Source organism: Salinisphaera hydrothermalis C41B8, from assembly GCF_000732535.1.
Lineage (GTDB): Bacteria > Pseudomonadota > Gammaproteobacteria > Nevskiales > Salinisphaeraceae > Salinisphaera > Salinisphaera hydrothermalis.
On sequence record NZ_APNK01000002.1, the window covers coordinates 110,702 to 135,338 of the forward strand.

General features: G+C 62.7%; 23 protein-coding genes. 19 read left to right on the forward strand and 4 right to left on the reverse strand.

The window, feature by feature from the left end:
• Positions 1–179: 179 nt before the first annotated feature.
• Positions 180–1,370 (forward strand): O-succinylhomoserine sulfhydrylase, encoded by a 1,191-nt coding sequence (locus tag C41B8_RS02095; protein ID WP_037333384.1) that lies wholly within the window; start codon positions 180–182, stop codon positions 1,368–1,370.
• 2 nt (positions 1,371–1,372) lie between these two features.
• Positions 1,373–2,170, forward strand: a complete 798-nt coding sequence (locus C41B8_RS02100) for a ferritin-like domain-containing protein (RefSeq protein WP_037333386.1) — start codon at positions 1,373–1,375, stop codon at positions 2,168–2,170.
• A 13-nt stretch (positions 2,171–2,183) separates the two neighbouring features.
• Here the strand turns inward: C41B8_RS02100 and C41B8_RS02105 are convergent, their stop codons facing one another.
• Genes C41B8_RS02105 through dusA form a run of 3 tightly spaced genes read right to left on the reverse strand, consistent with a single transcriptional unit; the run spans position 2,184 to position 4,476 of the window.
• Entirely contained in the window at positions 2,184–2,918 is a 735-nt protein-coding gene (locus C41B8_RS02105) for a UDP-2,3-diacylglucosamine diphosphatase (protein WP_037333388.1), read from the reverse strand.
• A 10-nt stretch (positions 2,919–2,928) separates the two neighbouring features.
• Positions 2,929–3,414, reverse strand: coding sequence for a peptidylprolyl isomerase (locus tag C41B8_RS20335; RefSeq protein ID WP_037333391.1), 486 nt, complete (start codon positions 3,412–3,414; stop codon positions 2,929–2,931).
• A gap of 51 nt (positions 3,415–3,465) precedes the next feature.
• Positions 3,466–4,476 (reverse strand): tRNA dihydrouridine(20/20a) synthase DusA, encoded by a 1,011-nt coding sequence (gene dusA / locus C41B8_RS02115; protein ID WP_037333393.1) that lies wholly within the window; start codon positions 4,474–4,476, stop codon positions 3,466–3,468.
• A 96-nt stretch (positions 4,477–4,572) separates the two neighbouring features.
• Between dusA and C41B8_RS02120 the strand changes: the two genes are divergently transcribed.
• The 4 genes from C41B8_RS02120 (at position 4,573) to pstA (C41B8_RS02135) (ending at position 9,037) form a co-directional block, all read left to right on the forward strand.
• Positions 4,573–5,589: a quinone-dependent dihydroorotate dehydrogenase gene (locus C41B8_RS02120; protein WP_037333396.1), complete on the forward strand. Its 1,017-nt coding sequence runs from the start codon at positions 4,573–4,575 to the stop codon at positions 5,587–5,589.
• A gap of 399 nt (positions 5,590–5,988) precedes the next feature.
• Positions 5,989–7,056, forward strand: a complete 1,068-nt coding sequence (pstS, locus tag C41B8_RS02125; protein ID WP_037333397.1) for a phosphate ABC transporter substrate-binding protein PstS — start codon at positions 5,989–5,991, stop codon at positions 7,054–7,056.
• Between the two features lie 92 nt (positions 7,057–7,148).
• Complete coding sequence (gene pstC / locus C41B8_RS02130) at positions 7,149–8,153, forward strand: phosphate ABC transporter permease subunit PstC (protein ID WP_084188385.1); 1,005 nt, start codon at positions 7,149–7,151, stop codon at positions 8,151–8,153.
• Between the two features lie 2 nt (positions 8,154–8,155).
• Positions 8,156–9,037: a phosphate ABC transporter permease PstA gene (gene pstA / locus C41B8_RS02135; protein WP_084188386.1), complete on the forward strand. Its 882-nt coding sequence runs from the start codon at positions 8,156–8,158 to the stop codon at positions 9,035–9,037.
• Here pstA (C41B8_RS02135) and C41B8_RS02140 read toward each other — a convergent pair.
• Positions 9,009–9,560 (reverse strand): alpha/beta fold hydrolase, encoded by a 552-nt coding sequence (locus C41B8_RS02140; protein WP_037333403.1) that lies wholly within the window; start codon positions 9,558–9,560, stop codon positions 9,009–9,011. The genes pstA (C41B8_RS02135) and C41B8_RS02140 overlap by 29 nt on opposite strands.
• A 31-nt stretch (positions 9,561–9,591) precedes the next feature.
• Between C41B8_RS02140 and C41B8_RS02145 the strand changes: the two genes are divergently transcribed.
• The 13 genes from C41B8_RS02145 to phoU all read left to right on the forward strand — a co-directional run bounded on the left by C41B8_RS02145 (position 9,592) and on the right by phoU (position 24,451).
• Positions 9,592–9,924, forward strand: a complete 333-nt coding sequence (locus C41B8_RS02145) for a hypothetical protein (protein WP_037333405.1) — start codon at positions 9,592–9,594, stop codon at positions 9,922–9,924.
• A 28-nt stretch (positions 9,925–9,952) separates the two neighbouring features.
• Positions 9,953–11,365: an alpha/beta hydrolase family protein gene (locus tag C41B8_RS19250; protein WP_051882757.1), complete on the forward strand. Its 1,413-nt coding sequence runs from the start codon at positions 9,953–9,955 to the stop codon at positions 11,363–11,365.
• 96 nt (positions 11,366–11,461) lie between these two features.
• A complete protein-coding gene (locus C41B8_RS02155) occupies positions 11,462–12,583 on the forward strand; it encodes a beta-ketoacyl-ACP synthase III (protein WP_037333407.1) in 1,122 nt (373 codons plus the stop codon).
• Positions 12,584–12,613: 30 nt separating this feature from the next.
• Positions 12,614–15,232: an aminopeptidase N gene (pepN, locus tag C41B8_RS02160; RefSeq protein WP_037333410.1), complete on the forward strand. Its 2,619-nt coding sequence runs from the start codon at positions 12,614–12,616 to the stop codon at positions 15,230–15,232.
• Between the two features lie 89 nt (positions 15,233–15,321).
• Positions 15,322–16,017: a phosphate regulon transcriptional regulator PhoB gene (phoB, locus tag C41B8_RS02165; protein ID WP_037333412.1), complete on the forward strand. Its 696-nt coding sequence runs from the start codon at positions 15,322–15,324 to the stop codon at positions 16,015–16,017.
• 9 nt (positions 16,018–16,026) lie between these two features.
• Positions 16,027–17,355 (forward strand): phosphate regulon sensor histidine kinase PhoR, encoded by a 1,329-nt coding sequence (gene phoR, locus C41B8_RS02170; RefSeq protein ID WP_051882759.1) that lies wholly within the window; start codon positions 16,027–16,029, stop codon positions 17,353–17,355.
• Between the two features lie 132 nt (positions 17,356–17,487).
• Positions 17,488–18,816, forward strand: a complete 1,329-nt coding sequence (locus C41B8_RS02175; RefSeq protein ID WP_156962382.1) for a porin — start codon at positions 17,488–17,490, stop codon at positions 18,814–18,816.
• 40 nt (positions 18,817–18,856) lie between these two features.
• Entirely contained in the window at positions 18,857–19,276 is a 420-nt protein-coding gene (locus C41B8_RS02180; RefSeq protein WP_037333417.1) for a hypothetical protein, read from the forward strand.
• Positions 19,277–19,690: 414 nt separating this feature from the next.
• Positions 19,691–20,743 carry a phosphate ABC transporter substrate-binding protein PstS gene (gene pstS / locus C41B8_RS02185; protein WP_037333775.1) on the forward strand — a complete coding sequence of 351 codons (1,053 nt, stop codon included), beginning with the start codon at positions 19,691–19,693 and terminating at the stop codon, positions 20,741–20,743.
• Between the two features lie 151 nt (positions 20,744–20,894).
• Positions 20,895–21,866 carry a phosphate ABC transporter permease subunit PstC gene (pstC, locus tag C41B8_RS02190; RefSeq protein ID WP_037333419.1) on the forward strand — a complete coding sequence of 324 codons (972 nt, stop codon included), beginning with the start codon at positions 20,895–20,897 and terminating at the stop codon, positions 21,864–21,866.
• 10 nt (positions 21,867–21,876) lie between these two features.
• Positions 21,877–22,710, forward strand: coding sequence for a phosphate ABC transporter permease PstA (pstA, locus tag C41B8_RS02195; RefSeq protein ID WP_037333421.1), 834 nt, complete (start codon positions 21,877–21,879; stop codon positions 22,708–22,710).
• A gap of 12 nt (positions 22,711–22,722) precedes the next feature.
• On the forward strand, positions 22,723–23,670 hold the full coding sequence (gene pstB / locus C41B8_RS02200) for a phosphate ABC transporter ATP-binding protein PstB (RefSeq protein ID WP_084188388.1): 948 nt from the start codon (positions 22,723–22,725) through the stop codon (positions 23,668–23,670).
• 40 nt (positions 23,671–23,710) lie between these two features.
• The gene (gene phoU, locus C41B8_RS02205) at positions 23,711–24,451 is read left to right on the forward strand and encodes a phosphate signaling complex protein PhoU (protein WP_415752816.1); all 741 of its coding nucleotides are present in this window, start codon (positions 23,711–23,713) and stop codon (positions 24,449–24,451) included.
• The last annotated feature ends 186 nt before the right edge of the window (positions 24,452–24,637 follow it).

The window sequence follows — 24,637 nt, forward strand, 5'->3', positions numbered from 1 at the left end:
CCCGGCGTGCTTGATGTGCCCCGGGCCGCCCGGCATACTCGCGTCACGCGCCGATTTGCACAGCTTGCGGGCGCGGATCGCGATTTTTCGCGATCGAATCATCAGCTAAGCGGGCGTCAAAGGACACCGCCTGCCGTGTGCAGGCTTTTTTGTGCCCGCCGCTTCTTATAGGAGACGCCATGACCATCGATTACGACCCGGAATGGGGAACGGCCACCCGCGGCGTGCGGGCGGGTACGCATCGCGGCCCCGACGGCGAGCACAGCAGCGCCATCTACATGACGTCGAGCTTCGTGTTCGACTCGGCCGAAGCCTGCGCGGCGCGCTTTGCCGGCGAAGAACCGGGCAACATCTACTCCCGCTTCACCAACCCGACCGTCGATGCATTCTGCGATCGTCTGGCCGCCATGGAAGGTGGCGAAGCCTGCGTGGCGACTGGGTCCGGCATGTCGGCGATTCTCGCGACCTGCCTGGCCACGCTCGAATCGGGCGATCATATCGTCGCTGCACATACGTTGTTCGGTTCCACCATCGGGATGTTCAACAACTATCTAGGCAAGCTCGGCATCCGCACGACCTATGTCGCGCCGGACGATGTCGAGGCCTGGAAAGCCGCGATCGAGCCGAACACGAAGATGCTGTTCGTGGAAACGCCGTCCAACCCGCTGACCGAGATCGTCGATCTGGGCGCGCTTGGCGCGCTGGCGGACGAGCACGGCGCCTGGCTGGTGGTCGACAACTGTTTCTGTACGCCGGCCTTGCAGCGACCGCTCGAGCTCGGCGCGCATATCGTGACGCACTCGGCCACGAAATATATCGACGGCCAGGGCCGCGCGCTGGGCGGCGCCGTCGTCGGCGATGCCGACGTGGTCGGTGAACGCGTCTTTCGCTTCCTGCGCACCTGCGGGCCGAGCATGAGCCCGTTCAACGCCTGGGTGTTCTACAAGGCACTGGAAACGCTGGAAGTGCGCATGCGCGCCCACTGCGAAAATGCCGGACGGGTCGCGCAGTGGCTGGAGAGCCAGCCGGGCGTCGAGCATGTCTATTATCCGGGGCTGACATCGCATCCACAGCACGATCTGGCCGCCAAACAGCAGCCGGGCGGCTTTGGCGGCATCGTATCGTTTGATGTGAAAGGCGGGCGCGAAGGCGCGTTCAAGCTGATCAATTCGACGCAGATGCTGTCGATCACCGCGAATCTCGGTGATACGCGGACGACCATCGTGCATCCGGCCAGCACGACCCATGCCCGCATTTCGGCCGAGGACCGCGCGCGCGCCGGTATCGGCGACGGGCTGGTCCGGGTCTCGGTCGGGCTGGAAAACGTCGACGACATCATCGCGGACCTCTGGCGCGGCCTGGCGGCGTGACGATGACGCCGGACGACGTGCATGCCGCGCTCATGGCGCGTAACCCGCGGGCCAAATGTCTGGCCACGCGGGCCTTGCACGCGGCCGACTCGAGCGGGCTGACGCGATCGTCCGGCGTGGCCGACGAGGTGCCGGTGCCGGGCCGCCCCGAGCGCCCGGCGTTGGTTCATCCGGCGAAACTGGCCCGGCGCGGGCTGGGGACCGAATACGGCCGGGCCGCGCTGATTCATGCCATCGCGCATATCGAGTTCAACGCCATCAATCTCGGCCTGGATGCGGCCTATCGCTATCGTGGTCTGCCGGCGGATTATTACGCCGACTGGCTGTCGATGGCGGCTGACGAATCGCGTCATTTCGAGATGCTCAACGATCGGCTGGCCGATTTCGGCTATACCTACGGCGATTTCGATGCCCACAACGGGCTCTGGGAGATGGCGGTCAAGACCGCCCATGACCCGATGGTGCGCATGGCGCTTGTGCCGCGCGTGCTCGAAGCGCGCGGGCTGGACGTCACGCCCGGCATCATCGACAAGCTCAAGCGCGTCGGCGACGCCAAGACCGTGGCCATTTTCGAGCAGATTCTCGAAGAGGAAGTACCGCATGTAGAAATCGGCACGCGCTGGTTTCGTTATTTCGCGGAACCGCGCGGTCTCGACCCGGACACCACGTTCTTCGCCTTGCTCGACGAGTACATGAACGGCGGCCCGCCCGGGCCGTACAACCTGCCGGCACGCCGCGAGGCCCGGTTCTCGGAGCCGGAACTGGACGAGCTCACTGCGCGCGACGCCCGGCGATCCTGAGCGTGCGTATTCGCTACGCGGCGAATTCGCCGGCGGGATCGAGCCGCCGCCGCGTCACGCCGTCATCATCGACGATCAACACTTCGGCGATCTCGGGCCGCCAGTCGGCTACGACATAGCGCTCCAAGCCCTCGTCCAGATGGTCGGCGGGCCGATGGGTGTGACCATGAATGACACGGCGCGCGCCGTATTCCGCGGCGATCTCGGCGACGGTCGCCGTGTTCACGTCCATGATGTGCGCGGGTTTGGTTCGTTTGGCCGCGGTCGACCGCCGACGGGCACGCCGCGCAACCGTGCGTCGCAGCCACAGGGGCAGGGCAAGGCGTCGGCGGCGCCAGCCGGCGTCGGTGTACTTGGCGCGAAACGCCTGATGTGCGACGTCGTCGCTGCAGAACAGGTCGCCGTGAGCCAGCAGGGTAGGCACACCGTGGAGCGTCAGCGGGGTCGGATCGTCGAGGATCTGAAGCCGGGAGCGGCGTTCGAAGGCAGCGCCGACCGCGAAATCCCGATTGCCACGCATGAAATAGAGCGGGACGCCGCTTTCGGCCAGAGCGGCGAATGCATCCAGCGTGCCGGCATGCGGACCGATCGAACCGTCGTCGCCGATCCAGACATCGAACAGATCGCCCAGCACATACAGAGCATCCGCTTGGCGCGCCGGGCCGGCCAGATAGCCGGCGAGCCGACGCGCCGCCGGCTCGCGATCGTCAATCAGATGCAGATCAGCGATGACATGGGTCGCGGGCACGAGGCGCCGATCAGATGACTTCAGCAGACTCGATGCGGACGGTTTCCTGCGGTGCGTCCTGGCGGAACGGGCCGGCCGCGCCGGTCGGTACCTTGGCGATCGCGTCGACGACTTCCATGCCCTCGACCACGCGGCCGAACACGGCATAACCCGGGCGCGTGCCCATGTCGTTGAGCTGCTCGTTGTCTTCAAGATTGATGAAGAACTGCGAGGTCGCCGAGTGCGGGTCCTGGGTGCGCGCCATCGACAGGGTGCCGCGCTCGTTGTCCAGGCCGTTGGCCGATTCGTTCTTGATCGGCGCACGCGTGGTCTTCTGGTTGAAGTTCTCGTCGAAACCGCCGCCCTGAACCACGAAGCCGGGGATCACACGATGGAAGATCACGCCGTCGTAGAACCCGTCTCGGACGTAGGCGAGAAAATTCTCTGCGCTGATCGGCGCGTTGTCGGCGTCGACTTCGATATGAATATCGCCGAGATTCGTCTTGAATATGACCATGGTTAAGGCTCGTGTGAAAAACGTGATTGTGCGATAAGCCGTGCGGCTTGCCTACGCTGGCGTCGGTTCATCGGCGGGTGCGACGCGCGCTAGCGCCGCGTCGATCACTTCCAGACCGGCGCCGGGCCGGTTCGCTTGTTCGGACAATACGCGCCGCCAGGCACGCCCGCCGGGCTGGGCATGGAACAGTCCGAGCATGTGCCGCGTCACACTTTGCAAGGTGTTTCCGGCGGCTAGATGACGGCCGATGAAATCGCGCATGGCTTCGACCACGTCGAAGCGCGAAGGCGCGGGCGTGTCGTCGTCGAAGAACCGGGCATCGACCGGCGCCATCGAATACGGATTGCGATAGGCCTCACGCCCGATCATCACGCCGTCCACGTGATCGAGCTGCTCGGCGGCGGTGTCCAGATCGACGATGCCGCCATTGATCGACATCGGCAGGTCGGGAAAATCCGCGGCCAGTCGGTGCACGCGCGCATAGTCCAGCGGTGGCACTTCGCGGTTTTCCTTGGGCGACAGGCCCGATAACCACGCCTTGCGGGCGTGCACGATCAGCCGATCGGCGCCGGCCTCGGCCACGCGGGTGGCGAAATCGTGCAGGAATTCATAGCTGTCCTGATGATCGATGCCGATGCGGGTTTTTACCGTCACCGGAATCGATACCCGGGCCTTCATCGCGGCCACGCAATCGGCGATGCGCTGTGGCTCGGCCATCATGCAGGCGCCGAACGCGCCGTTCTGGACGCGATCCGAGGGACAGCCCACGTTGATATCGACCTCGTCGAACCCGGCGTCGGCGGCCAGCTCGGCGCAATGCGCCATATCGGCCGGATCGCTGCCGCCAAGCTGAAGCGCCAGCGGGTGCTCGTCAACGTGGTGATCGAGGAAACGCGCGGTATCGCCGTGAATCAACGCGGCCGTGGTGACCATCTCGGTATAGAGCAGGGCATGGCGCGTGATGCGGCGCATGAAATAGCGCTGGGCCGGCGTCGTCCAGTCCATCATGGGGGCCACCGACACACGGGCCCCGGGCGGGTTGCGGCGAATCGAATCAGTCATTCTCCTATTATCGCATTGGCACGACGCGACGCTAAATCGTGCGCTGTGTGGCGCGAGCCCGCACAATAGTCGCGCGTATCCCAGACTGACCATGGCATGTATTCGCTGATTCGACCGGCGCTGTTCGGCATGGACGCCGAGCGCACCCACGATATGACGCTCGACTGGCTATCGCGCCTGACATTTGGCGCGCAGCGGCTGTATGGCGCGCGCGTACCGCGCGTGCCGACCACGCTGATGGGCCTGTCGTTGCCCAATCCGGTCGGATTGGCCGCCGGGTTGGATAAGAACGCCGCGCATATCGACGGTCTGGCCGCGCTCGGTTTCGGGTTTCTGGAAGTGGGCACGGTGACCCCGCGCGCGCAGCCGGGTAACCCGAAACCGCGGCTGTTTCGTCTGCCTGAACAGCGCGCGCTGCTCAATCGATTCGGCTTCAACAACGAAGGCGCCGACCAGCTGGTGGCCAACGTGCGCGGCGCGGCATACGACGGCGTGCTCGGCATCAATATCGGCAAGAACAAGACGACACCGCCCGATCGGGCGGTCGCCGACTACACGACCGCACTCGCGACGGTCTACGATGCCGCCCACTACGTCACGCTCAACGTGTCGTCGCCGAACACCGCTGGCCTGCGCGACTGGCAGGGCGAAGACGCGCTGGATGCGTTGCTTACGGCCGTGGTCGACGAGCGCAACCGGCTGGCCGATGCACGGCGCCGCTACGTGCCGCTGGCGCTCAAGATCGCCCCGGATCTGGATGAAGCCGGCCTCGACGCGATCGTGGCGCGCCTGCGGCATCATCGCATCGATGGCGTCATCGCTACCAACACCACCACGGCGCGGACGGATCTGCCGCTGGCCTGGCGCGAGGAGGCCGGCGGTGTGAGCGGGCGCCCGGTGCGTGCGGCCTCGAACCGGGTGATCGCCGCGCTCAAGGCTCGGCTCGGCGACGAGATCCCGATCATCGGTGTGGGGGGCATCATGAGCGGGGCCGATGCAGCGGCCAAGATGGCGGCCGGGGCCACCGCTGTCCAGCTCTATACCGGCCTGATCTATGCCGGGCCCGGCTTGGTCGGTGACTGTGTCCGCGCCGTGGGTCGTCGAGCCGCCTGAGCCCTCGGGCGTGTTGAGGTTTAGTGTGCGTCCGCGCCAAGCGCTGTTTTGCGCCAAGCGAACGCGGCGTAGTCAATCCCGAGAGAGCGACGACGCTGGATTGCCGTCGCGTCGTTAATTTAACGGCGCTTGTTCCCTAAGGGGCGGGCTACCCAAAAAAAATTAACCCGGGGCGCCCGGCGGCGTTGCGAGTCTGGGTCGTGGCCCGCCCAGAGCCGGCGACTCGCGCCTTGCCGGACACGATTTGCGGACGCCAACGGGGCGCGGGCACGAAACCTCAACAGACCCTGGCCGCACGTCAGAAAAAAAGGTTGCTGTCACAAGAGCTTCATAAACCACGCGCATAGTTGCTGTCGCACCAATGCATGACGCAACGAACTTTTCAGGAGCACGAGGTTTATGTTTGTGAAACGGACACATCGCGGCCGCTCGGCCCTTCTGCTGGCGGGCGTTGCCCTCGCCGCGTCGTCGGTCGGCACCGCTTTTGCCGCCACCAGTCTTACCGAGACGGGCTCGAGCCTTCTTTACCCGCTGTTCAACCTTTGGGTTCCGGCGTACACGAAAAAACACGAAGGCGTCCAAATCAATACGGCGGCCACGGGCAGCGGTACCGGTATCGCGCAATCCACCCAAGGGATCGTTCAGATGGGGTCGTCCGACGCCTACTTGAGCGGCGCGCAGATGAAAAAGCATCCGAGCATGCTCAACATCCCGGTCGCCATCTCGTCGCAGATGATCAACTACAACGTGCCGAATGCCAACAGCGATCATCTGAAGCTGAGCGGCCCGGTACTGGCCGATATCTATAGCGGCAAAATCCGTTACTGGGACAACAAGAAAATCGAATCGATGAACAGCGGCGCCCATCTGCCGCACAAGCGCATCGTGCCGATTCATCGTGCTGATGGCAGTGGCGATACCTTCCTGTTCACGCAGTTCCTGACCAAGTCGGCGAATAACTGGAAGGCGCACTACGGCACGACGGTGAGCTGGCCAAGCGTGCAGGGCGCCATCGGTGCCACCGGCAACTCCGGCATGGTGACCGCACTGCAAAACAACCCGTACTCGATCGCGTACATCGGCGTGAGCTACAAGGACCAGACCGACAAGGCCGGCTTGGGCGAAGCCAAGCTGAAGAACAAGTCGGGCAACTATGTGCTGCCGAACAAGCAGACCGTGCCGGCGGCCGCCGCGCAGATGGTGCCCAAGACGCCGAAGAGTGAGCGTATCAGCCTGATCTACGCCAAGGGCAAGCAGTCGTATCCGATCATCAACTACGAATACGTGCTGGTTGACTCCAAGCAGCCGAACAAGGAAACCGCCAAGGAACTCAAGCAGTTCCTGACTTGGGCGGTAAGCTCCGACGGCGGTAACAGCATGGAGTTCCTCAAGCCGGTGCACTTCATGCCGCTCCCGGCCAAGGCGCGTCAGCTGACGATGAGCCAGATCGACAAGATCCACGGTTAATCGCTCGCACGACATGACCGGATAACGGTTGCGCCATGCGCGTGACCGTTATCCGGTTTTTTCCGTAATTGAGGTTTGCAAGAGGGGCGCCCATGTCCGAGATCGTGACCACCCGTATCGATCAGTCGCTGCCGGCCGCCGGCCGCGCCAAGCGCTGGGTGTTTCGGGTCGGCCTGGGAGTTGTCGCGCTCATCATTCCGCTGGTTCTACTCGGCCTGCTGGCGTTTCTGACGCTGCAAGCATGGCCCGCGATCCAGTTCAACGGCTTCGGCTTCCTGGTCAGTAACGACTGGGATCTGGGCAGCCAATATGGCACGCCGGTTTCAGTCGACGGCCACCAAGTATTGCCGGGCGCAAGCTACGGCATTCTTTTTCTGATTTTCGGCACGCTCGCGAGTTCATTGCTCGCCGTGCTTTTTGCATTACCGGCCGGGGTGCTATCGGCGATGTTCATCGCCGAGGTCGTACCACAAGGCGCGCGCGATGTCGTTGCCGCCGTGGTCGAACTGCTGGCCGCCGTGCCCAGCGTGGTTTTCGGGCTGTGGGGTTACGTGGTCGTGATCCCGGTTTTCTCGCATTATGTCTATCCGCTGATGGCGGATGTCTTGGGTTTCATCCCGGGATTCGGCGGCCCGGTCGGCGCCGGCTACGGTTTGTTGACGGCCGGCGTCGTACTCGCGCTGATGGTCGTGCCCATCATTACCGCCAATGTTCGCGAGGCGATCTCGGCGGTTTCTCGGGGCGACGTCGAGGCGGGCTTCGCGCTCGGGGCCACACGTTTCGAAGTGGTGTGGAAAGTCGTACTGCCGCAGGTCAAGACGGCGATCGTCGGCGTCACCATACTCGGTCTCGGCCGCGCGCTGGGCGAGACCATGGCGGTGCTCATGGTCAGCGGCAACGCGCTGGATATCCCGTCGAATATTTACAGCCCGTTCTCGACGATGGCGGCGTTCATCGTGTCGCAGTTGGATAGCGCGTTGCAGGATCCGACAGGCATGGCTGTCGACAGCCTCAGCGAGATCGGTCTGATGCTTTTGATTCTCGGCATTATCGTGAATTCCATCGCCCGGCTGATCATGTGGCGGGTAAGGGGCTGAGCATGTCTTCAACCGTATTGCAATCGCGTCTGGAGGGCATGGCCCGGTATCGGTACCATCGTCGACGCATACTCAGTCTGCTGGGGTGGGTCGTCTGCGGGGGCTTTTTCGTTCTGCTGGGCTTCGCGTTGGTCGATATCCTGGTCGAAATTGCAGCCGGTGGATTCCCGGCATTGAACACCAAGCTGTTTACCGAGCCGACTCAAGGCGTCTCGGGCGGGCTCGCCAATGCGATCGAGGGTACCGCTTTGCTGACCGCCGGCTCGGTGCTTATCGCCGGTCCGATCGGCATCGGTACCGGGATCTACATGGCGGAAAAGCAGGAGCGTGTGTTTTCACGCGTCGTGCGATTCATGGCCGATGTGCTCGTCGGTATCCCGTCGATCGTGCTGGGTCTGTTCGGCTACATCACCATGGTGGTGGGCCTGGGCTGGCACTTCTCGGTACTCGCCGGCGCGATCACGTTGGCGATCATGATCACGCCGTACATTGCCAGAACCACCGAGCTTGCGTTGCTCGCCTTGCCGGGAAGTCTGCGCGAAGCGGCCTATGCGCTGGGGGCGACCGAGCCGGTGGTCGTGTTTCGCGTACTGCTGCCGAGTTGTGTCGGCCGCGTTCTGACGGGGCTCTTGCTCGCCATGGCCCTGTCGATGGGTGAAACCGCGCCGTTGATCTATACCGTGGGCTGGTCGAACTACACCTGGAATGGCCATCTCACCCATGAGCCGTTGGGTTATCTCACCTACGTGATCTGGTCGTTCATCAACGAACCATTCGAGTCGGCCCACCAGCTTGCCTTTGCGGCCGCGTTGCTGATCACGTTCTTCGCGCTGGCCATCACGTTGGGATCGCGGCTCATTCTGAGCCGTCTGGATAAAAGCTAGCCGGTGAGTTCGGGGCGCCGACCCGCTTGAGCTGGTCGGCGAACACCCGACCGATGAAGTCGATGCTGTCGGTCAGCCGATGCCCGTCGGCGACCAGATGGAGTGCAGCAGCGCGCGGCCGGGCGAAGGTGATGCTGGCGTCCACCGGCACGATATCGTCGTGCCAGCCGTGGATGACGACCGTGTCCGCCGGGCAATCGCGCGGATCGCCCGGATAGCCGTTCAAATACAGAGCAGGGGCCATGAGGAGCAACGCATCCGGCGCGAGTTCCGCGCAGGCCATCGCACTGACATAGCCGCCCATGCTGGAACCGACCAGCACCAGCGGTTGGCCGATCGGCTTGATTTCGAGCAGCCGAGTGACCCGTTCGCGAGGATCGTCTACGCCCTGATAATCCGGGCTATCCACGGCGAAGCCGAGGTCGCGCGCGATGGCGGCGAGATGCTGGATCTTCGAGCCCCAGGGGCCGCTTTCCTTGCCGTGGGCGAATACCACGCGGGGTGAATCCGAGCGTTGCGTCATCGATGGACGGGCATTCGAATGGCGGGCTACTATGCCACGAGACGATATCGCGATGCGTGTGGCGCAAGGTCGGATTCTGAAGTTTCTCTCGTTCGTCAACTGGGCCGTATTAACGCTGGCCGTCCTGGCGAGCCTGGCGGGCGCGGTGATCTGCCTGCTGATCTGGCCTTTTCCTCAGGTGGCCGCCGACGGTCCAGGGTTGACCGATATCTGGGTGGCGACCGAATTGGGTGTCGGCGTGACGATCGTCGCGGCGCTCGCGACCTGGCTGACCGACAAGCGGCATCCATTGTTCTGGGTCGCGGAGATCGCGCTCGCGATTGCCGTGGCCGTCGCGCTGGCGTACGGCATCGTGAGCCGCTGACGTGGAGCCATTGCCCGACCCATCGCCGATGCGCTGGCAGCCGCGCCGTTTCAAGTCGGCGGCGGTCGTGCTTGCCGTAGGCCTGTTCTGGCTGATCGCGGCCTGGCCGACGAACTGGGGGGTTGCCATTCTGGGCACTCTCCCGGGGGTGGTGCTGATTGCCACCGGTGCCGGACAGCTTCTCTGGGCCGGCGATCGCCAGCTCTGTTATCACATGGCGCTGGCCGGCCCGGTCAGTGCCGTGCTTGCGGCCGTTCTGGGGTATTGGTTGGGCCTGTGGGAAAGCCTGGTTCTGATCATCGGCGGCGGGGCCACCTTCATCGTGGCGGGATGGGCGTTGCGGGTACAGCATCCAGTGCCCGTCGACGTATCGCCGCCAACCACACGGGTGAAGTTGCTCGCCAAGATGGCCAGCGACGCGGCGTTGCTGGGCTTTTTCATCAACTGTGCGCGTGTGCCGCGCGGCGCCGCCGTCGACACCGATATCCGCGAGCTGGATGTCATCGGCAAGGCCGCGGCTTCACAAGACTGGTTGCATCATCCGGAGAGGCTGCACGGCGTCGTCGCGCCGTTCGAGTCACCGCAAATCGAGCGCGTGCGAACGTTCGGCGTCGATTATGAATGGCTTACCGCGGCGTCACGCTATACCCCCGACCCGGTCTTGCCGGGCATCGAGCGCTGGCAGGGCCATGTAAATAACCGCACGATGGCGGCACGGATTCTGCGCCACGGGGAGGGGCGTGGTCGGCCCTGGCTGTTGTGCGTGCATGGTTATCGCATGGGCGTGGCCGGGCTCGATTTTCAGCTGTTCGACATCGGCCGCCTCTACGGACGGCTCGGACTGAACGTGATGATGCCGATCCTGCCGTTGCACGGCGTGCGTCGGGCGACGCCATTGACCGGTGGCTTGTTCCTCGATGGCCCGCTCGCCGACCTGATGCATGCCCAGGCGCAGTCGTTGATCGATCTGCGCAGCTGCATCGCGTGGATTCGCAGCGTGGACCCGGATGCACGCATCGGCGTGCTCGGCTATAGCCTCGGCGGCTATCATGCCGCGCTGCTGGCCGCCCACGAGCCCGATCTGGCCTGTGTGATCGCCGGTATTCCGATGACCGACATACCGGCTACGCTCTGGCAGCATTTGCCGACCGCACACGCGCGTTATCTGGAGGCACGCGGGTTGAGCGCGTCGGCTGTCGGGGAACGGTTGGCTGCGGTATCCCCGCTGATCGCCGAGCCACGCGTACCGCAGGCGCGACGCTATATCTTCGCGGCGACCGCCGATCAGCTGATTGCGCCGGAACAGCCGCTCGCGTTGTGGCACCACTGGGGCGAGCCCCCCTTGCAGTGGTACGACGGTTCGCACCTGTCGGTGCGTCACGAAGTGGATGTCGGGCCGTTCATCGATCGGGCGCTGGCCGAGACGGGCATGCATGCATAAAGCCCCTGAATGGCGGCTCGGGCGCTGCTGGTTGTGGCCGTCGCCCCCGCAGGCCAGAATTGACCCATCGTCGAACCATCGAGATCAGGAGCTGCGGTGAGCAATGTCGTTCTGACGGCCTCGGGGCTGTATACGCCGCCCGAGGCGATTTCCAACGATGAACTCGTGGCATCGTTTAACGCCTACGTGGATATTTATAACGAACAGCACGCCGACGATATCGCCGCCGGTCGTGTGGCGCCGCTGTCGCACTCGAACAGCGAGTTCATCACCAAGGCCTCGGGCATCGAAAGTCGCTATGTGGTGGACAAGGCCGGCATCCTGGATCCCGAAGTGATGCATCCGCGCATTCGTACGCGCAGCAACGACGAACCGTCGCTTCAGTGTGAGATGGCGCTAGCGGCGATCGGGCCCTGTCTCGAGGCGGCCGGGCGCCGTGCCGAGGATATCGACGTGGTCCTGGTGGCCTGTTCCAATCTGCCGCGGCCGTATCCGGCGCTGGCAGTCGAAGTGCAGGAGTTTCTGGGCGGCGGACGCTACGGGTTCGATCTGAACGTGGCCTGTGCCTCGGCGGCCTTCGGCATCCAGACCGCGGCCGACATGATCCGCTCGGGCAGCGCGCGACGCGTGCTGATGGTGAATCCGGAAATCTGCTCGGCGCACCTGAACTTCCGGGACCGCGACAGCCATTTCATTTTTGGTGACGTTTGTACCGCCGCATTGCTCGAGCATGCCGATGATGTGCCGGCCGGCCAAGGATTCGAGGTGCTCGGCACCCGTTTGGCAACGCAGTTTTCCAACAATATCCGCAACAACTTCGGCTTTCTCAATCGCAGCGAAATCGAGCCGAGATCGGACGCCGATCGCCTGTTCGTGCAGAATGGACGGCGCGTGTTCAAGGAAGTCGGCCCGATGGTCGCGGAGATGATCGTGAATCATGTCGGCGAGCACGAGCTGGCCGCGAGCGACCTGAAGCGGCTATGGCTGCATCAGGCCAACATCAACATGAACACGCTGATCGCCAAACGCGTGCTCGGCCGCGCGCCGGAAAACGGCGAAATGCCCTCGGTGCTGGCGGAGTATGGCAACACCAGCTCGGCGTCGCCCGTCATTGTCTTCCATAAATTCTCGGATGACTTGCAGGCGGGCGACGTCGGCGTGCTCTGCGGCTTCGGCGCCGGCTATTCGGCCGGCAGTGTCGTGCTTCGCCGCCGCTGAAACACGCCTTATTTTCTCGAAGGACGCTCGATGACCGGCACTCCCCAGCGCAAGTACCGCAGCGATTATCAGGCATCGATCTATCTGATCGACCGCGTGTCGCTCGATTTCGATATTCGGGATGGGTCGACCCGGGTCACCGCCCGGCATTCGGTCCGGCGTAATCCGCAGTTGATCGGTACCGGCGGGCGCTGGTGGCTCGATGGTCGCGATCTGCGCCTGGTGAGCATCGCGGTCGACGACGAGCCCGTCGCGGACGGGGCGCTGGAGGTCAGCGAGACCGGCTTGTGGCTAAACGGCCTGCCTGATCGTTTCACGCTTACCGTGGTCACGGAGATCGATCCGGACCGCAATCTCTCGCTGGAAGGGCTGTATCGTTCGGACGACATGCTGTGTACGCAATGTGAAGCCACCGGCTTCTCGCGTATCACCTATTTCCCCGATCGGCCGGACGTGATGTCGCGCTATACGACGCGCGTGGAAGCCGACGCCGAGCGTTACCCGGTGCTGTTATCCAACGGCAACTGCATCGAATCGGGCGCTGCGGGCGAGGGCCGCCATTACGCGGTCTATGAAGATCCGTTCGCCAAGCCGTGCTATCTGTTTGCGCTGGTCGCGGGCGATCTCGGTGTGATCCGCGATACCTTCACCACCACCTCCGGCCGCGAGGTCGCGCTGGCGTTGTATACCGAGCACGGCAACGAGGACCAGTGTCACCACGCGATGGCCTCGCTCAAGGACGCCATGGCGTGGGACGAGGCAACCTACGGCCTGGAATATGATCTCGACTCGTTCGTGATCGTCGCCGTCGGCAGCTTCAACATGGGGGCGATGGAGAACAAGAGCCTCAATATCTTCAACACGGCCTGTATCTTCGCCCATCAGGACACCGCCACGGATAGCGACTTCGCCCGCGTGCGCGACGTGGTGGCCCACGAATACTTCCATAACTACACCGGTAATCGCGTAACCTGTCGCGACTGGTTCCAGCTCTCGCTCAAGGAAGGGCTGACGGTGTATCGCGAGCATCAGTTCGCCATCGACCACGGTTCGCCGGGGGTGACGCGTATCGAACAGGTGCGGATGATTCGCGATGTGCAGTTCCCCGAGGATGCCGGCCCGCGCGCCCATCCGGTGCGGCCCGAGTCGTACGTCGAGATGAACAACTTCTACACCATCACGGTGTACGAAAAAGGCGCCGAGCTCATTCGCATGATGGCGCAGATGGCCGGGCGCGAGGCTTTCACCAAGGCGGTCAAGCACTATCTCGACAAGCACGACGGCCAGGCCGTGACCATCGAGGATTTCGTGCTCGCGATCGAGGAATCCACCGGGCTGGATCTGGCCCAGTTCCGGCACTGGTACGCCTTTGCCGGTACGCCGCGGTTGCGGGTGTCATCGCGTTTCGCCGACGGGCGACTGAGTCTGGAACTGGCTCAGGCCACGCCGGCTACGCCCGGGCAGGAAAACAAGCCCAACTTCGATATTCCTGTGTCGGTCGCCTTGTTCGACGACGCAGGGCAGGTGGTCCGGGCCCCGGAGATCGTTCGGCTGATCGAGCAACGTGAGACGTTCGTCTTCGACGGTCTCGCCGCCGAGCCCACCGTTTCGGTCCTGCGTGGGCTGACCGCGCCGGTGCGGCTTGAATTCGACCAGCCTGACGACGCGCTGGTTCGCCTGATGGCACATGATTCCGATCCGGTATCGCGCTGGGACGCCGCGCAAAGCCTGTACATGGCGACGTTAAAGGCGGCGGTCACTGCGCATCAGAACGACGAGCCAATGCCGGCGCTGGGCGAGGGCATGATGACGGCAGTCGCCGCGCTGTTGGCCGACCCGCCCGACGACCGCGCGCTGCTGGCGGAGATGCTCACCGTGCCGAGCGCGACGCAGATCGGCGAAGCATTCGATGCCATCGATGTGGCCGCCGTGGAAGCGGCGCGTCGTTACGTCAAACGTGAGATTGCCGCTCGTTTCGAGGCCGAGCTGGAGCGGCTGGCCGACGCGCATGCGCCCAGCGGCGGTTATGTATTCGACCAAGTCGCGGCGGGGCGGCGTCGTGTTTTTGCCACGGCGCTCGATTACCTGGCTTGCCTGGATACGCCAGCGATCCGTAAGCGCGCGCAGGCCGTCTATGATGCAGCGGATAACATGACCGATCGCATGGCGGCCCTGAACGCGCTGCAGGATCTGCCGGGCGAGGAGCGAGAGGCAACGCGCGCCGATTTCGCCGAGCGTTTTGCCGATCAACCGCTGGTCATGGACAAGTGGCTGCGCCTCCAGGCCGCGACCGAGGACGGCGATACGGCGGCCCGGGTCCGCGATCTGCTGGCCGACGATCGGTTCGATTTCACCAACCCCAATCGCGTGCGCGCGCTCGTCGGCGGGTTCGTTCGGGGCAATCCGCTCGGCTTTCATCGCGCCGATCGGGCGGGGTACGCACTCGTCGCCGACGAGATTCTGCGGCTTGACGCGATTAACCCGCAGTTAGCGGCCGCACTGGCCGGCCTGCTGGCCCCTTGGCGGCGTTATGCCGAACCTTATGCGGGCGGCATGCGCGAGGCGCTGGCGCGCGTCGGCGAGGCTGATCTGTCGGATAATACGCGTGAGATCGTCGACGCCGGACTCGGTGATCAGGCGGGCCCCTGACGCCAACCGGCGCGATGCGTCGCGTGTGTCATACAGCTGTCATATGACGTTCATAACATCGCCACAAGTTTCGATGTGAACTCGTTGCCATGTCACGCAAACACATACTGGTTGTCGAAGACGAAGCCCCGATCCGCGACATGATCCGATTTGCGCTCGAGCGGTCGGACTTCACGGTCGCCGAGGCGCCGGATGCCCAGACCGCTCGTCTGGCCATCGCCGAGCAGCGGCCGGATCTGGTTTTACTCGACTGGATGCTGCCGGGCGTCTCCGGCATGGAGCTCGCGCGCGAATGGCGTCGCGACGAGTTGACCGAAAACCTGCCGATCATTCTGGTCACCGCGCGCGTGGACGAAAACGATCGCGTGCGCGGGCTCAATCTGGGCGCCGACGATTACGTCACCAAGCCGTTTTCGTCATCGGAACTGGTCGCACGCGTGCGGGCTGTGCTGCGCCGCAGCCTCCCGGGGGGCGAAGATGAAACTCTGGAGCTGGACGGGCTCACACTGGACGCCGCCAGCCAGCGTGTTTCTGTGGGCGATGCATCGGTTAAACTCGGGCCCACCGAATACCGTCTGTTGCGCTTTTTCATGAGCAACCCGGAACGTGTCTATACCCGGGAACAGATGCTGGACCGCGTCTGGGGGCAGAATGTGTATGTGGAAGAGCGCACCGTCGATGTGCATATCCGACGGTTGCGCAAGGCGTTGGCGCCCCATGGCTTCGATGGTTTCATTCAGACCGTGCGCGGTAGCGGCTATCGCTTCTCGAGTCGCTCGGTATAGACTTTGAAGATGGACGCGCCGGCCGACGAAATACGCCATATCTGGTGGATGGCCGGCCTTCGACTCGCCGCTTGGCTGGGTACGGCGGCGTTGATCGGCTGGTTTTTCGATCACATTACGCTCGCACTTCTCATCGCTCTGGCGTTCTATACCGCCGGGCATCTTGTTTTCGCGTACCAGCTGCATCGCTGGCTGGCTCAGCCGCGCATAGAACCCCGCGAAGGCGTGGGCGTCTGGCAGGAAATCTATACCGAGCTGTATCGCCTGAAACAGCGTAATCGCCGTCGCAAGAAACGGCTCAAGAGCATCGTGAGCGAATTTCAGGCCTCTACGGCCGCGTTGCCCGACGGCGCCGTGGTGATCGATGGCCGCGGCCGGATTGTGTGGTTCAACAACGCTGCGGCCGCCTTGTTGGCCCTACGGGCTGGACAGGACAACGGCCAGCGGATCGTCAACCTCGTCCGGCATCCGCGCTTTGCCGAGTTCCTCGCCAGCGCCGATCAAGTCGGCGCGCCGCTTGAGGTGCCGTCGCCCGCTAACGATACCGATACGTTGTCGCTCCGGATCGTGCCTTATGGCAACGGACAGCGGTTGCTGGTCGCGCGTGACATTAGCGAGCAGAAGCGGCTCGAGTCGACGCGTCGCGACTTCGTCGCCAACGCCTCGCACGAGCTGCGGACACCGCTGACGGTGCTGCGCGGTTATCTCGAAATGATGACCGAGGAAGCCGACGATAGCGGCGCCCTCGCCACGTGGCGCATGCCGATCCGGGAAATGGATGCGCAGTCGGCACGTATGGGCCGCATCATCGACAGCCTGTTGCGGCTGGCGCGGCTCGAGGGCGAGGGGTTGGCGCAAGCCCAGGAAACCATCGATATGCCCACCATGATCCAGCGTCTGGTGGATGGATTCCGTAAATCTGATGAGGGCCGCCACAAACTGACGGTAGAGGTGCAACCCCGGCTATCGCTGTTCGGGCGGCCCGCGGAAATCGAGAGCGTGATTTCGAATCTGGTGGCCAACGCCCTGCGCTATACCCAGGACGGCGGTCATATCGTGGTGCGTTGGCATAGCGAACATGGCGCTGCGCGACTGGCGGTGAGCGACAATGGACCGGGTATCGCCGCGGAGCATCTGCCGCGTCTGACCGAGCGTTTCTATCGCATAGATTCCGGTCGAAGTTCGTCAGATGGCGGGACCGGACTTGGTCTGGCCATCGTCAAGCACAGCCTCGAGCATCACGAGGCGGAGCTGTCCATCGACAGCGAGCCGGGTCGGGGCACGACATTTTCGTGCGTGTTCCCGGGCCAGCGCCTGGTCGCCGCCGACGCCGCCTGACGCCAACCCCGCGCCACGACGGGAATATTTTGCCCCGCCGTATGCTGCGCGCCGTGCTGCGACGCACGACCGACGCGCGAATTTTCTAATTTCCTCCTATTGCAATAAAACCGTCATACAAGCGGTGTTTAATTGGGCGCATCGTCCGGTTCGGGGCGAGCGTTTGGGGGCATCCGCGTCAAAAAGCCAGACGGGTGCCAAGCGCTGTCTCCAGCCGGATCGTCGATGCAGCTACGCAATGGCTGTTCCCAGAAGGGCACACGAATGCCCGGATCAATCCGCTTCGAGGGAGAGTATTTCATGACGATCAAGGCTCATTATGCTGGTTTGGCAACCGGTATCGTTTCCATGGCGACGGTGCTTGGTGTGGCGCCGGCTGCACACGCCTTCGATTTCAAACTTAAGGGTCAGGTAAACCGCGCTGTCATCGCGTCCGACAACGGCAAGTCGACGGATGCCGGCCTGGTGGACAACCACTCGTCGCCGAGCCGTTTCGGGTTCACCGGCACGCAGGACGTCAGCCCGAACCTGAAGGTAGGCTTCGAGTACGTTATGGCGTTGGCTACCAACACGAGTAGCGAGTACGACGTCAACGGCAGCCAGAAGGGCAATGCCATTGAGAACCGTCAGGCCAACGTCTTCTTCGAAGGCAACTACGGCAAGCTGACGTTCGGTAGAACTGACGGTGCGGCCAACAGCACGTCGAAGGTCGACCTGTCCGGCCTGACCGACCTCGGCGGTGGCTCGGTCGTGGACGACTACTTCGGTGGTCTCAGCTTCGTCGACGGCGCCGGCAACGTCGGCCCCAGCCTCAAGAACGGTTACAGCAACTTCGACGCGCTGTCGCGCCAGAACACCGTGCGCTACGACACGCCGAGCTTTGCCGGCGCGACCCTGTCGGTCAGCTATGACCAGGGCCAGGCGATCGAAGTGGCGCCGCGTTACAAGCACAAGTTCGCCAACGACGTGAAAGTCGAGGCCGCGCTCGACTACGTCGATAGCGGTAATCAGGACAAGACTCTCAATGCGGCCGGCAATTTCGCGAACAATAGCGGGCCAAACAGGAATTCGTCGTTCCAGGAATTCGGCGGCTCCGCCTCCATGCTGTTGCCCTCGGGCCTGAACTTCTTTGCGCAATACAAGCGTCGGAACTATAGCAATACGTTCTACACGGATGGCGCTAGCTTGGATCACGCCCAGAGCTACTCGGGCGGTGTCGGTTATATCTTCGGCAAGAACCACGTCCAGGCGTTCTTCGGCCAGACCGACGATCTGCAGAGCGGCAACAGCCAGGTGCGCAACTATGGCGTCGCCTATCGCTACGACCTGCTGAAGTCGGTTAACATGTACGCCTCCTACCATCATCTGACTGGCGACAATCTGGTGAACCGTGATGGCAGCTCTTTCAAGGCCAAGAACATGAATGTTGTCTTTGCCGGCGTACGTGCGAAGTTCTTCTAAGAAGTCAATGCGATCTACCTACGCAATCATTGGACTTGTCATGTCGTTGGGGTTGGCCGGATGTGCATCCGGCTTGCCCCACGGCAAGTCGGTCGATTACAACAACCTGCCTGGTGAGAACGATTCGGCTCAGGGGCCGGGTCTGCTCAGTGGTGATCACTACGACAAGTCGGATGGGGGCGGTACGCTGCTTTACTCCGATAATCACCCGAGCAAGTCGGTCTTCGGATCGCTGCGCGATCGAAACAAGCCGGGGCAGGCGCCGACCGAAAACGCGGGGCAGGGTTCGTCCCAGACGAGCGCATCCGCGGCGAGTTCCCAGCAGGACTTCCAGAACTTCCAGGATTTTCAGGCTTACAAGCACTTTCAGCAGCTTCCGCCCGACTCCCCCGAGAAGCAGCGCTTCAAGGACTGGAAGGAGTGGCAGGAGTACAAGAAGTGGAAACAACAGCAGCAGTAAGTTCGCTTGAACGCTGTCTGTTCGATGATGAACCCTGGCCTGATGGCCGGGGTTTTTTGTTTGCAAGATCGCGCATGCCTGTCATGAAAGCGTCACGCGCGATGTCGATAATGGGCCCACGTCGCGCTCTCCCCGCGGCGTTTTTAGCGGCTCCGGCCGATAGAATTGAAAGATCCAAAGTCGGTTTGTCCCTGCCGATCGTGTCGTCCCCGCGACCGGATCTTTCCCGCAGATGGCTCCCATTTTTCGGCCCGGCTTTGTCCGGGCCTTCTTTTATTTCGGCTCCGGCGAGCGCACGGGGCTTCGATCAGTGTCACATGAGTGTCATAATTCGAGCCTATCGTTAGCATTCCGACGGGGCCGAGCACAGAGCCACCCGTCACGACAATGCACGAAAAGGAGAATCCTGTGCGATTGAGTTTCAGCAAGACGTTGATCACAGCCGTCGCCGCGCTGTCGATCTGGGGGTCGGCCAGTGCGGCCGTTGATCAGATCAACGGTGCTGGCGCGACGTTCCCGTACCCGGTTTATTCCAAGTGGGCGCAGGCCTACCAGAAGAAGACCGGCGTGCGTTTCAACTACCAGGCCATCGGTTCCGGTGGCGGCATCAAGCAGATCGAGGCCAAGACCGTCGATTTCGGTGCGTCCGACGCGCCGTTGAAGAAGGACGAGCTCGACAAGTACGGCCTGTTGCAGTTCCCCATGGTCATGGGGGGCGTGGTCCCGGTCGTGCATCTCAAGGGTATCCAGCCCGGTAAGCTGCGTCTGGATGGCAAGACCCTGGCCGAGATCTATGCCGGCAAGATCACCAAGTGGAATGCTCCGGCAATCAAGAAGCTCAACCCGAACCTGAACCTGCCGAACACCGATATCACCGTCGTCCATCGGTCCGACGGTTCGGGCACCACCTGGAACTTCACCAGTTATCTGACCAAGGTTAGCGAGATGTGGGCCAAGGGCCCGGGCCATGCCAAGGCAGTCGCCTGGCCGACGGGTGTCGGCGGCAAGGGCAACCAGGGTGTCGCCTCGTACGTGAATCGCATCAAGAACTCGATCGGTTACGTCGAATATGCCTATGCGCTCCAGAACAAGATGACCTACGTGTCGTTGAAGAACAAGGCGGGCAACTTCGTGCAGCCGACGGCCGCCAACTTCCAGGCCGCTGCGGCCAACGCCGACTGGGCCAACGCCCCGGGCTTCTACGTGGTGCTGACCGATCAGCCGGGCGCCAAGAGCTGGCCGATCACCGCGGCGACGTACATCCTGATGTACAAGAAGCCGCAGCATCCGAAGACGGCCCAGGCCGTGCTCAAGTTCTTCGATTGGGCTTACGAGAACGGCGACAAGATGGCGGCCGATCTGGATTACGTCCCGATGCCGGACAGCGCGGTGAAGCTGGTCCACGACAAGTGGCATAGTCAGATCAAGGGCGATAACGGCCAGCCGCTTTGGCCGGTGCAGCAGTAAAAATCTGTTGCCATTCGATCCGCACTCGGGTGAGGGGCGGATCGAATCGAGCGGCCGACCCTTAACCGGGGTCGGCCGTTTTCTTGGCAGGCTGTTACGAGCTTCCCAGGAAAACGGCTGACTCACCTGATGGAGATCGACAGTGAGTGACATGACCGCGAATCCCGACGAGCAGAGGCTCGCCCCCGAGCGGCGTGCGGTCGGCGCGTTGGGCGATCGTATATTTCACGGTGTCACCGCGGCTTCGGCTCTACTCGTCCTGGCGCTGATCGCGGGTATCGCCGTTTCGCTGGTGATCGGCGCATGGCCGGCGCTGGCGAAATTCGGCTTCGGTTTCTTGACCAGCTCGCAGTGGAATCCGGTCACCGACGACTTTGGCGCGCTGGTGGCGATCTTCGGCACGCTGGTGAGTTCGGCGCTTGCGATGGCAATCGCGGTGCCGGTGAGCTTCGGCATTGCGCTGTTCGTCACCGAGCTTTCGCCGGTGTGGCTGCGTCGTCCGATCAGCACCGCCATCGAGCTGCTGGCGGCCATCCCCAGCATCATCTACGGCATGTGGGGCTTGTTCGTTTTCGCGCCGTTTCTCTCCGATAACGTCCAGCCCTGGCTCAACGACGCCTTCGGCGATCTGCCGATTCTAGGCTATCTGTTTTCGGGGCCGCCCATCGGTATCGGCGTGTTCACTGCCGGTCTGGTACTCGCGATCATGGTGATTCCGTTCATCACGGCGGTGATGCGCGACACCTTCGAGGTCGTGCCGCCGGTGCTCAAGGAGTCGTCCTATGCCCTGGGTGCGACGACCTGGGAAGTCGTACGCAGCGTGATCCTGCCGTATACGAAAACCGGCGTCATCGGCGGCATCATGTTGGGTCTGGGTCGGGCGCTGGGCGAGACCATGGCGGTGACGTTCGTGATCGGTAATGCCCATAACATCCCCAACGGCTTGTTCTATCCGGGTAACAGTATCGCCGCCACGCTCGCCAACGAATTCACGGAAGCCTCTGGCGGTATGTACACCTCGGCGTTGATCGCGCTTGGGCTGGTGTTGTTCGTGATTACGCTGATCGTGCTGGTGCTCGCGCGCTTACTGCTGCTGCAGCTTTCGAATCAGGAAGGACGATAGGAACGCCGCGATGACGATCTATCAACGACGCAAGTTCATCAACAACTTTAATATGAGTGCCGCGGTCGCCACCACGCTGTTCGGTTTGTTCTGGCTGGTGTGGCTACTGTGGACGCTGATCAGTCACGGCGTGGGTTATCTGAGCTGGGATGTATTTACCCAGCCGACCCCGGCGCCAGGCAATAGTGGCGGCCTGTCGAACGCCATCGTCGGCAGTCTGATCGTGACTCTCATCGGCACGGGCATCGGGGCGCCGATCGGTATTTTTGCCGGCACCTATCTGGCTGAATACGGCCGTAGCAGCCGCATGGCCGCGCTCGTACGCTTTTTCAACGACGTATTGCTGTCCGCGCCGTCGATCATCATCGGTTTGTTCGTATACCAGATCGTCGTGATCACGATGGGGCATTTCTCGGCGCTCGCCGGTGGCGTCGCGCTGGCGTTGATCGTGATTCCGCTTAACGTCCGTATCACGGAAAACATGATGCGTCTGGTGTCCGATCAGATGCGCGAAGCGGCCGCTGCCCTCGGCATTCCGCGCTGGAAAATCATTACCCGCATCGTTTACCGCGCCGCACTGTCCGGCATTATCACCGGGGTCATTCTGGGCGTGGCGCGTATTGCCGGTGAAACCGCGCCTCTGTTGTTTACCGCGTTAAACAACAACTTCTTCAGTACGAACCTGCTGCAGCCGATCGCAAATCTCCCGATCATGATCTTCCAGTTTGCGCTGAGTCCCTATGAGGACTGGCACCATCTAGCATGGGTGGGCGCGTTCCTGATCACCTTCGCGATCCTGGCGCTCAACATCGTTGTCCGGTTCGTACTCCGCCCGTCCAAATAGGAGAGCATTCTCATGGCCAGTTCCTCGACCGATTCGCTTTCCCCGGGCACGACGCCGTCGGTGGCGGCCCGTAATACCTATGGTGAAACCGAACGCAGCGCTCAAGAGACGTCGCGCGGCTCGGCTCGATCCGACGCACCCGCGGCCAAAAGCGAGGCGCTCTCGGGCCCAGCGCAGCAGACCACCGGGGTAGTTGCCAAGAACAACCCCTGTAAGGTCGCGGTGCGCGATCTCAACTTCCACTACGGCGATTTTCACGCCTTGAAGAACATCAACGTCGATATTGTCGACAATGAGGTCACGGCGTTCATTGGTCCGTCGGGCTGTGGCAAATCGACGTTGCTGCGTTGCTTCAACCGTATCTTCGAGCTCTACCCGGGGCACAAGGCCTCCGGTTCGATCGAGATGGACGGCATGAATCTGCTGGATCGCGGAGTCGATCTCAACGTTCTGCGTTCCAAGATCGGGATGGTGTTCCAGAAGCCGACGCCATTTCCCATGAGTATCTACGACAACATCGCCTTCGGCGTGCGCCTGTACGAGAAACTCAAGCGCCATGAGATGGACGAGCGCGTCGAGTGGTCGTTGAAGAAAGCGGCGCTGTGGGATGAGGTCAAGGACAAGCTGCGTGCCAACGGCAGCGCGTTGTCCGGTGGTCAGCAGCAACGTCTTTGCATTGCACGAGCCGTTGCAGTGAAACCCGAGGTTCTGTTGCTCGACGAACCGGCCTCGGCGCTGGATCCGGTCGCCACGCTCAAGATCGAGGAACTGGTCCACGAGCTGCGCGAGGACTACACCATCGTGATCGTGACTCACAATATGCAGCAGGCCGCGCGTGTCGCGGGCTATACGGCATTCTTTCATCTCGGCGAGGTGGTCGAATACGCGGATACCGATTCGTTGTTCACCAATCCGCGCGAAAAGCGCACCGAGGATTACATCACCGGCCGTTACGGCTGATCCCGATCACGCGAACAAACGCGACGAGGCCATCATGGAACTGGATAAAGTCGGCATCGAAAAACATACATCCAAGCAGTTCGACGTCGAACTCGAGGACGTGCGTGAACGCGTGCTCACCATGGGCGGGTTGGTTGAGCAACAGATCGCCAACGGCGTGAAAGCGCTGGTGGATGGCGATGGTGGCCTGGGCGAGGAAGTCTCGCGCAGCGATTACAAGATCAACGCGATGGAAGTCGCGATCGACGAGGAGTGCACCAAGATCCTCGCGCGGCGCCAGCCCCAGGCCGGCGATCTGCGCCTGGTGCTCGCCATTGCCAAGACCATCACCGATCTCGAGCGCATCGGCGACGAAGCCGAAAAGATCGGCCGCATGGCCATGCAACTGGCTGGGCAGGAACGCCCGACGAGCGCATTCCGGCAGATCGAGGCGCTCGGTCGACACGTGCGCCAGATGGTGCGCGATGCGCTGGATGCGTTCGCCCGGATGGACACCGAGACCGCGCTGGCGGTTGCCCAACATGACTCGGAAGTCGATCGTGAATACGAAGGGGTCATGCGTCAGTGCATCACCTTCATGATGGAGGACCCGCGTACGATCCGGCACATGCTCGACGTGATGTGGGCGGTCAAGGCGCTGGAGCGGATCGGCGACCACTCGACGAACATTGGTGAATACGTCGTGTACTTCGTTGGCGGGCGCGACGTCCGCCACGTCGGCATGGAAGAACTGGAAAGAGAGGTAAAGAGCGGCCAGCGCAACGCCGCCAAGAACGCCTAGGCGTCTCCGATCGGGGCGCTGGGATTGTGGCCAGCGCCCGTAGCCGTCTCGTTCGCCTATTGCGCGCGCGACCCCTGACTTGTTCTTTGGCGTTTGCTGTTTTCGCCCGACGATAAACGCGAAAACCGCCAACGGCGGGTTGGGTTTCCGGGCGTCTTCGGTATCGGTGCATCACGCGGGCTTCTT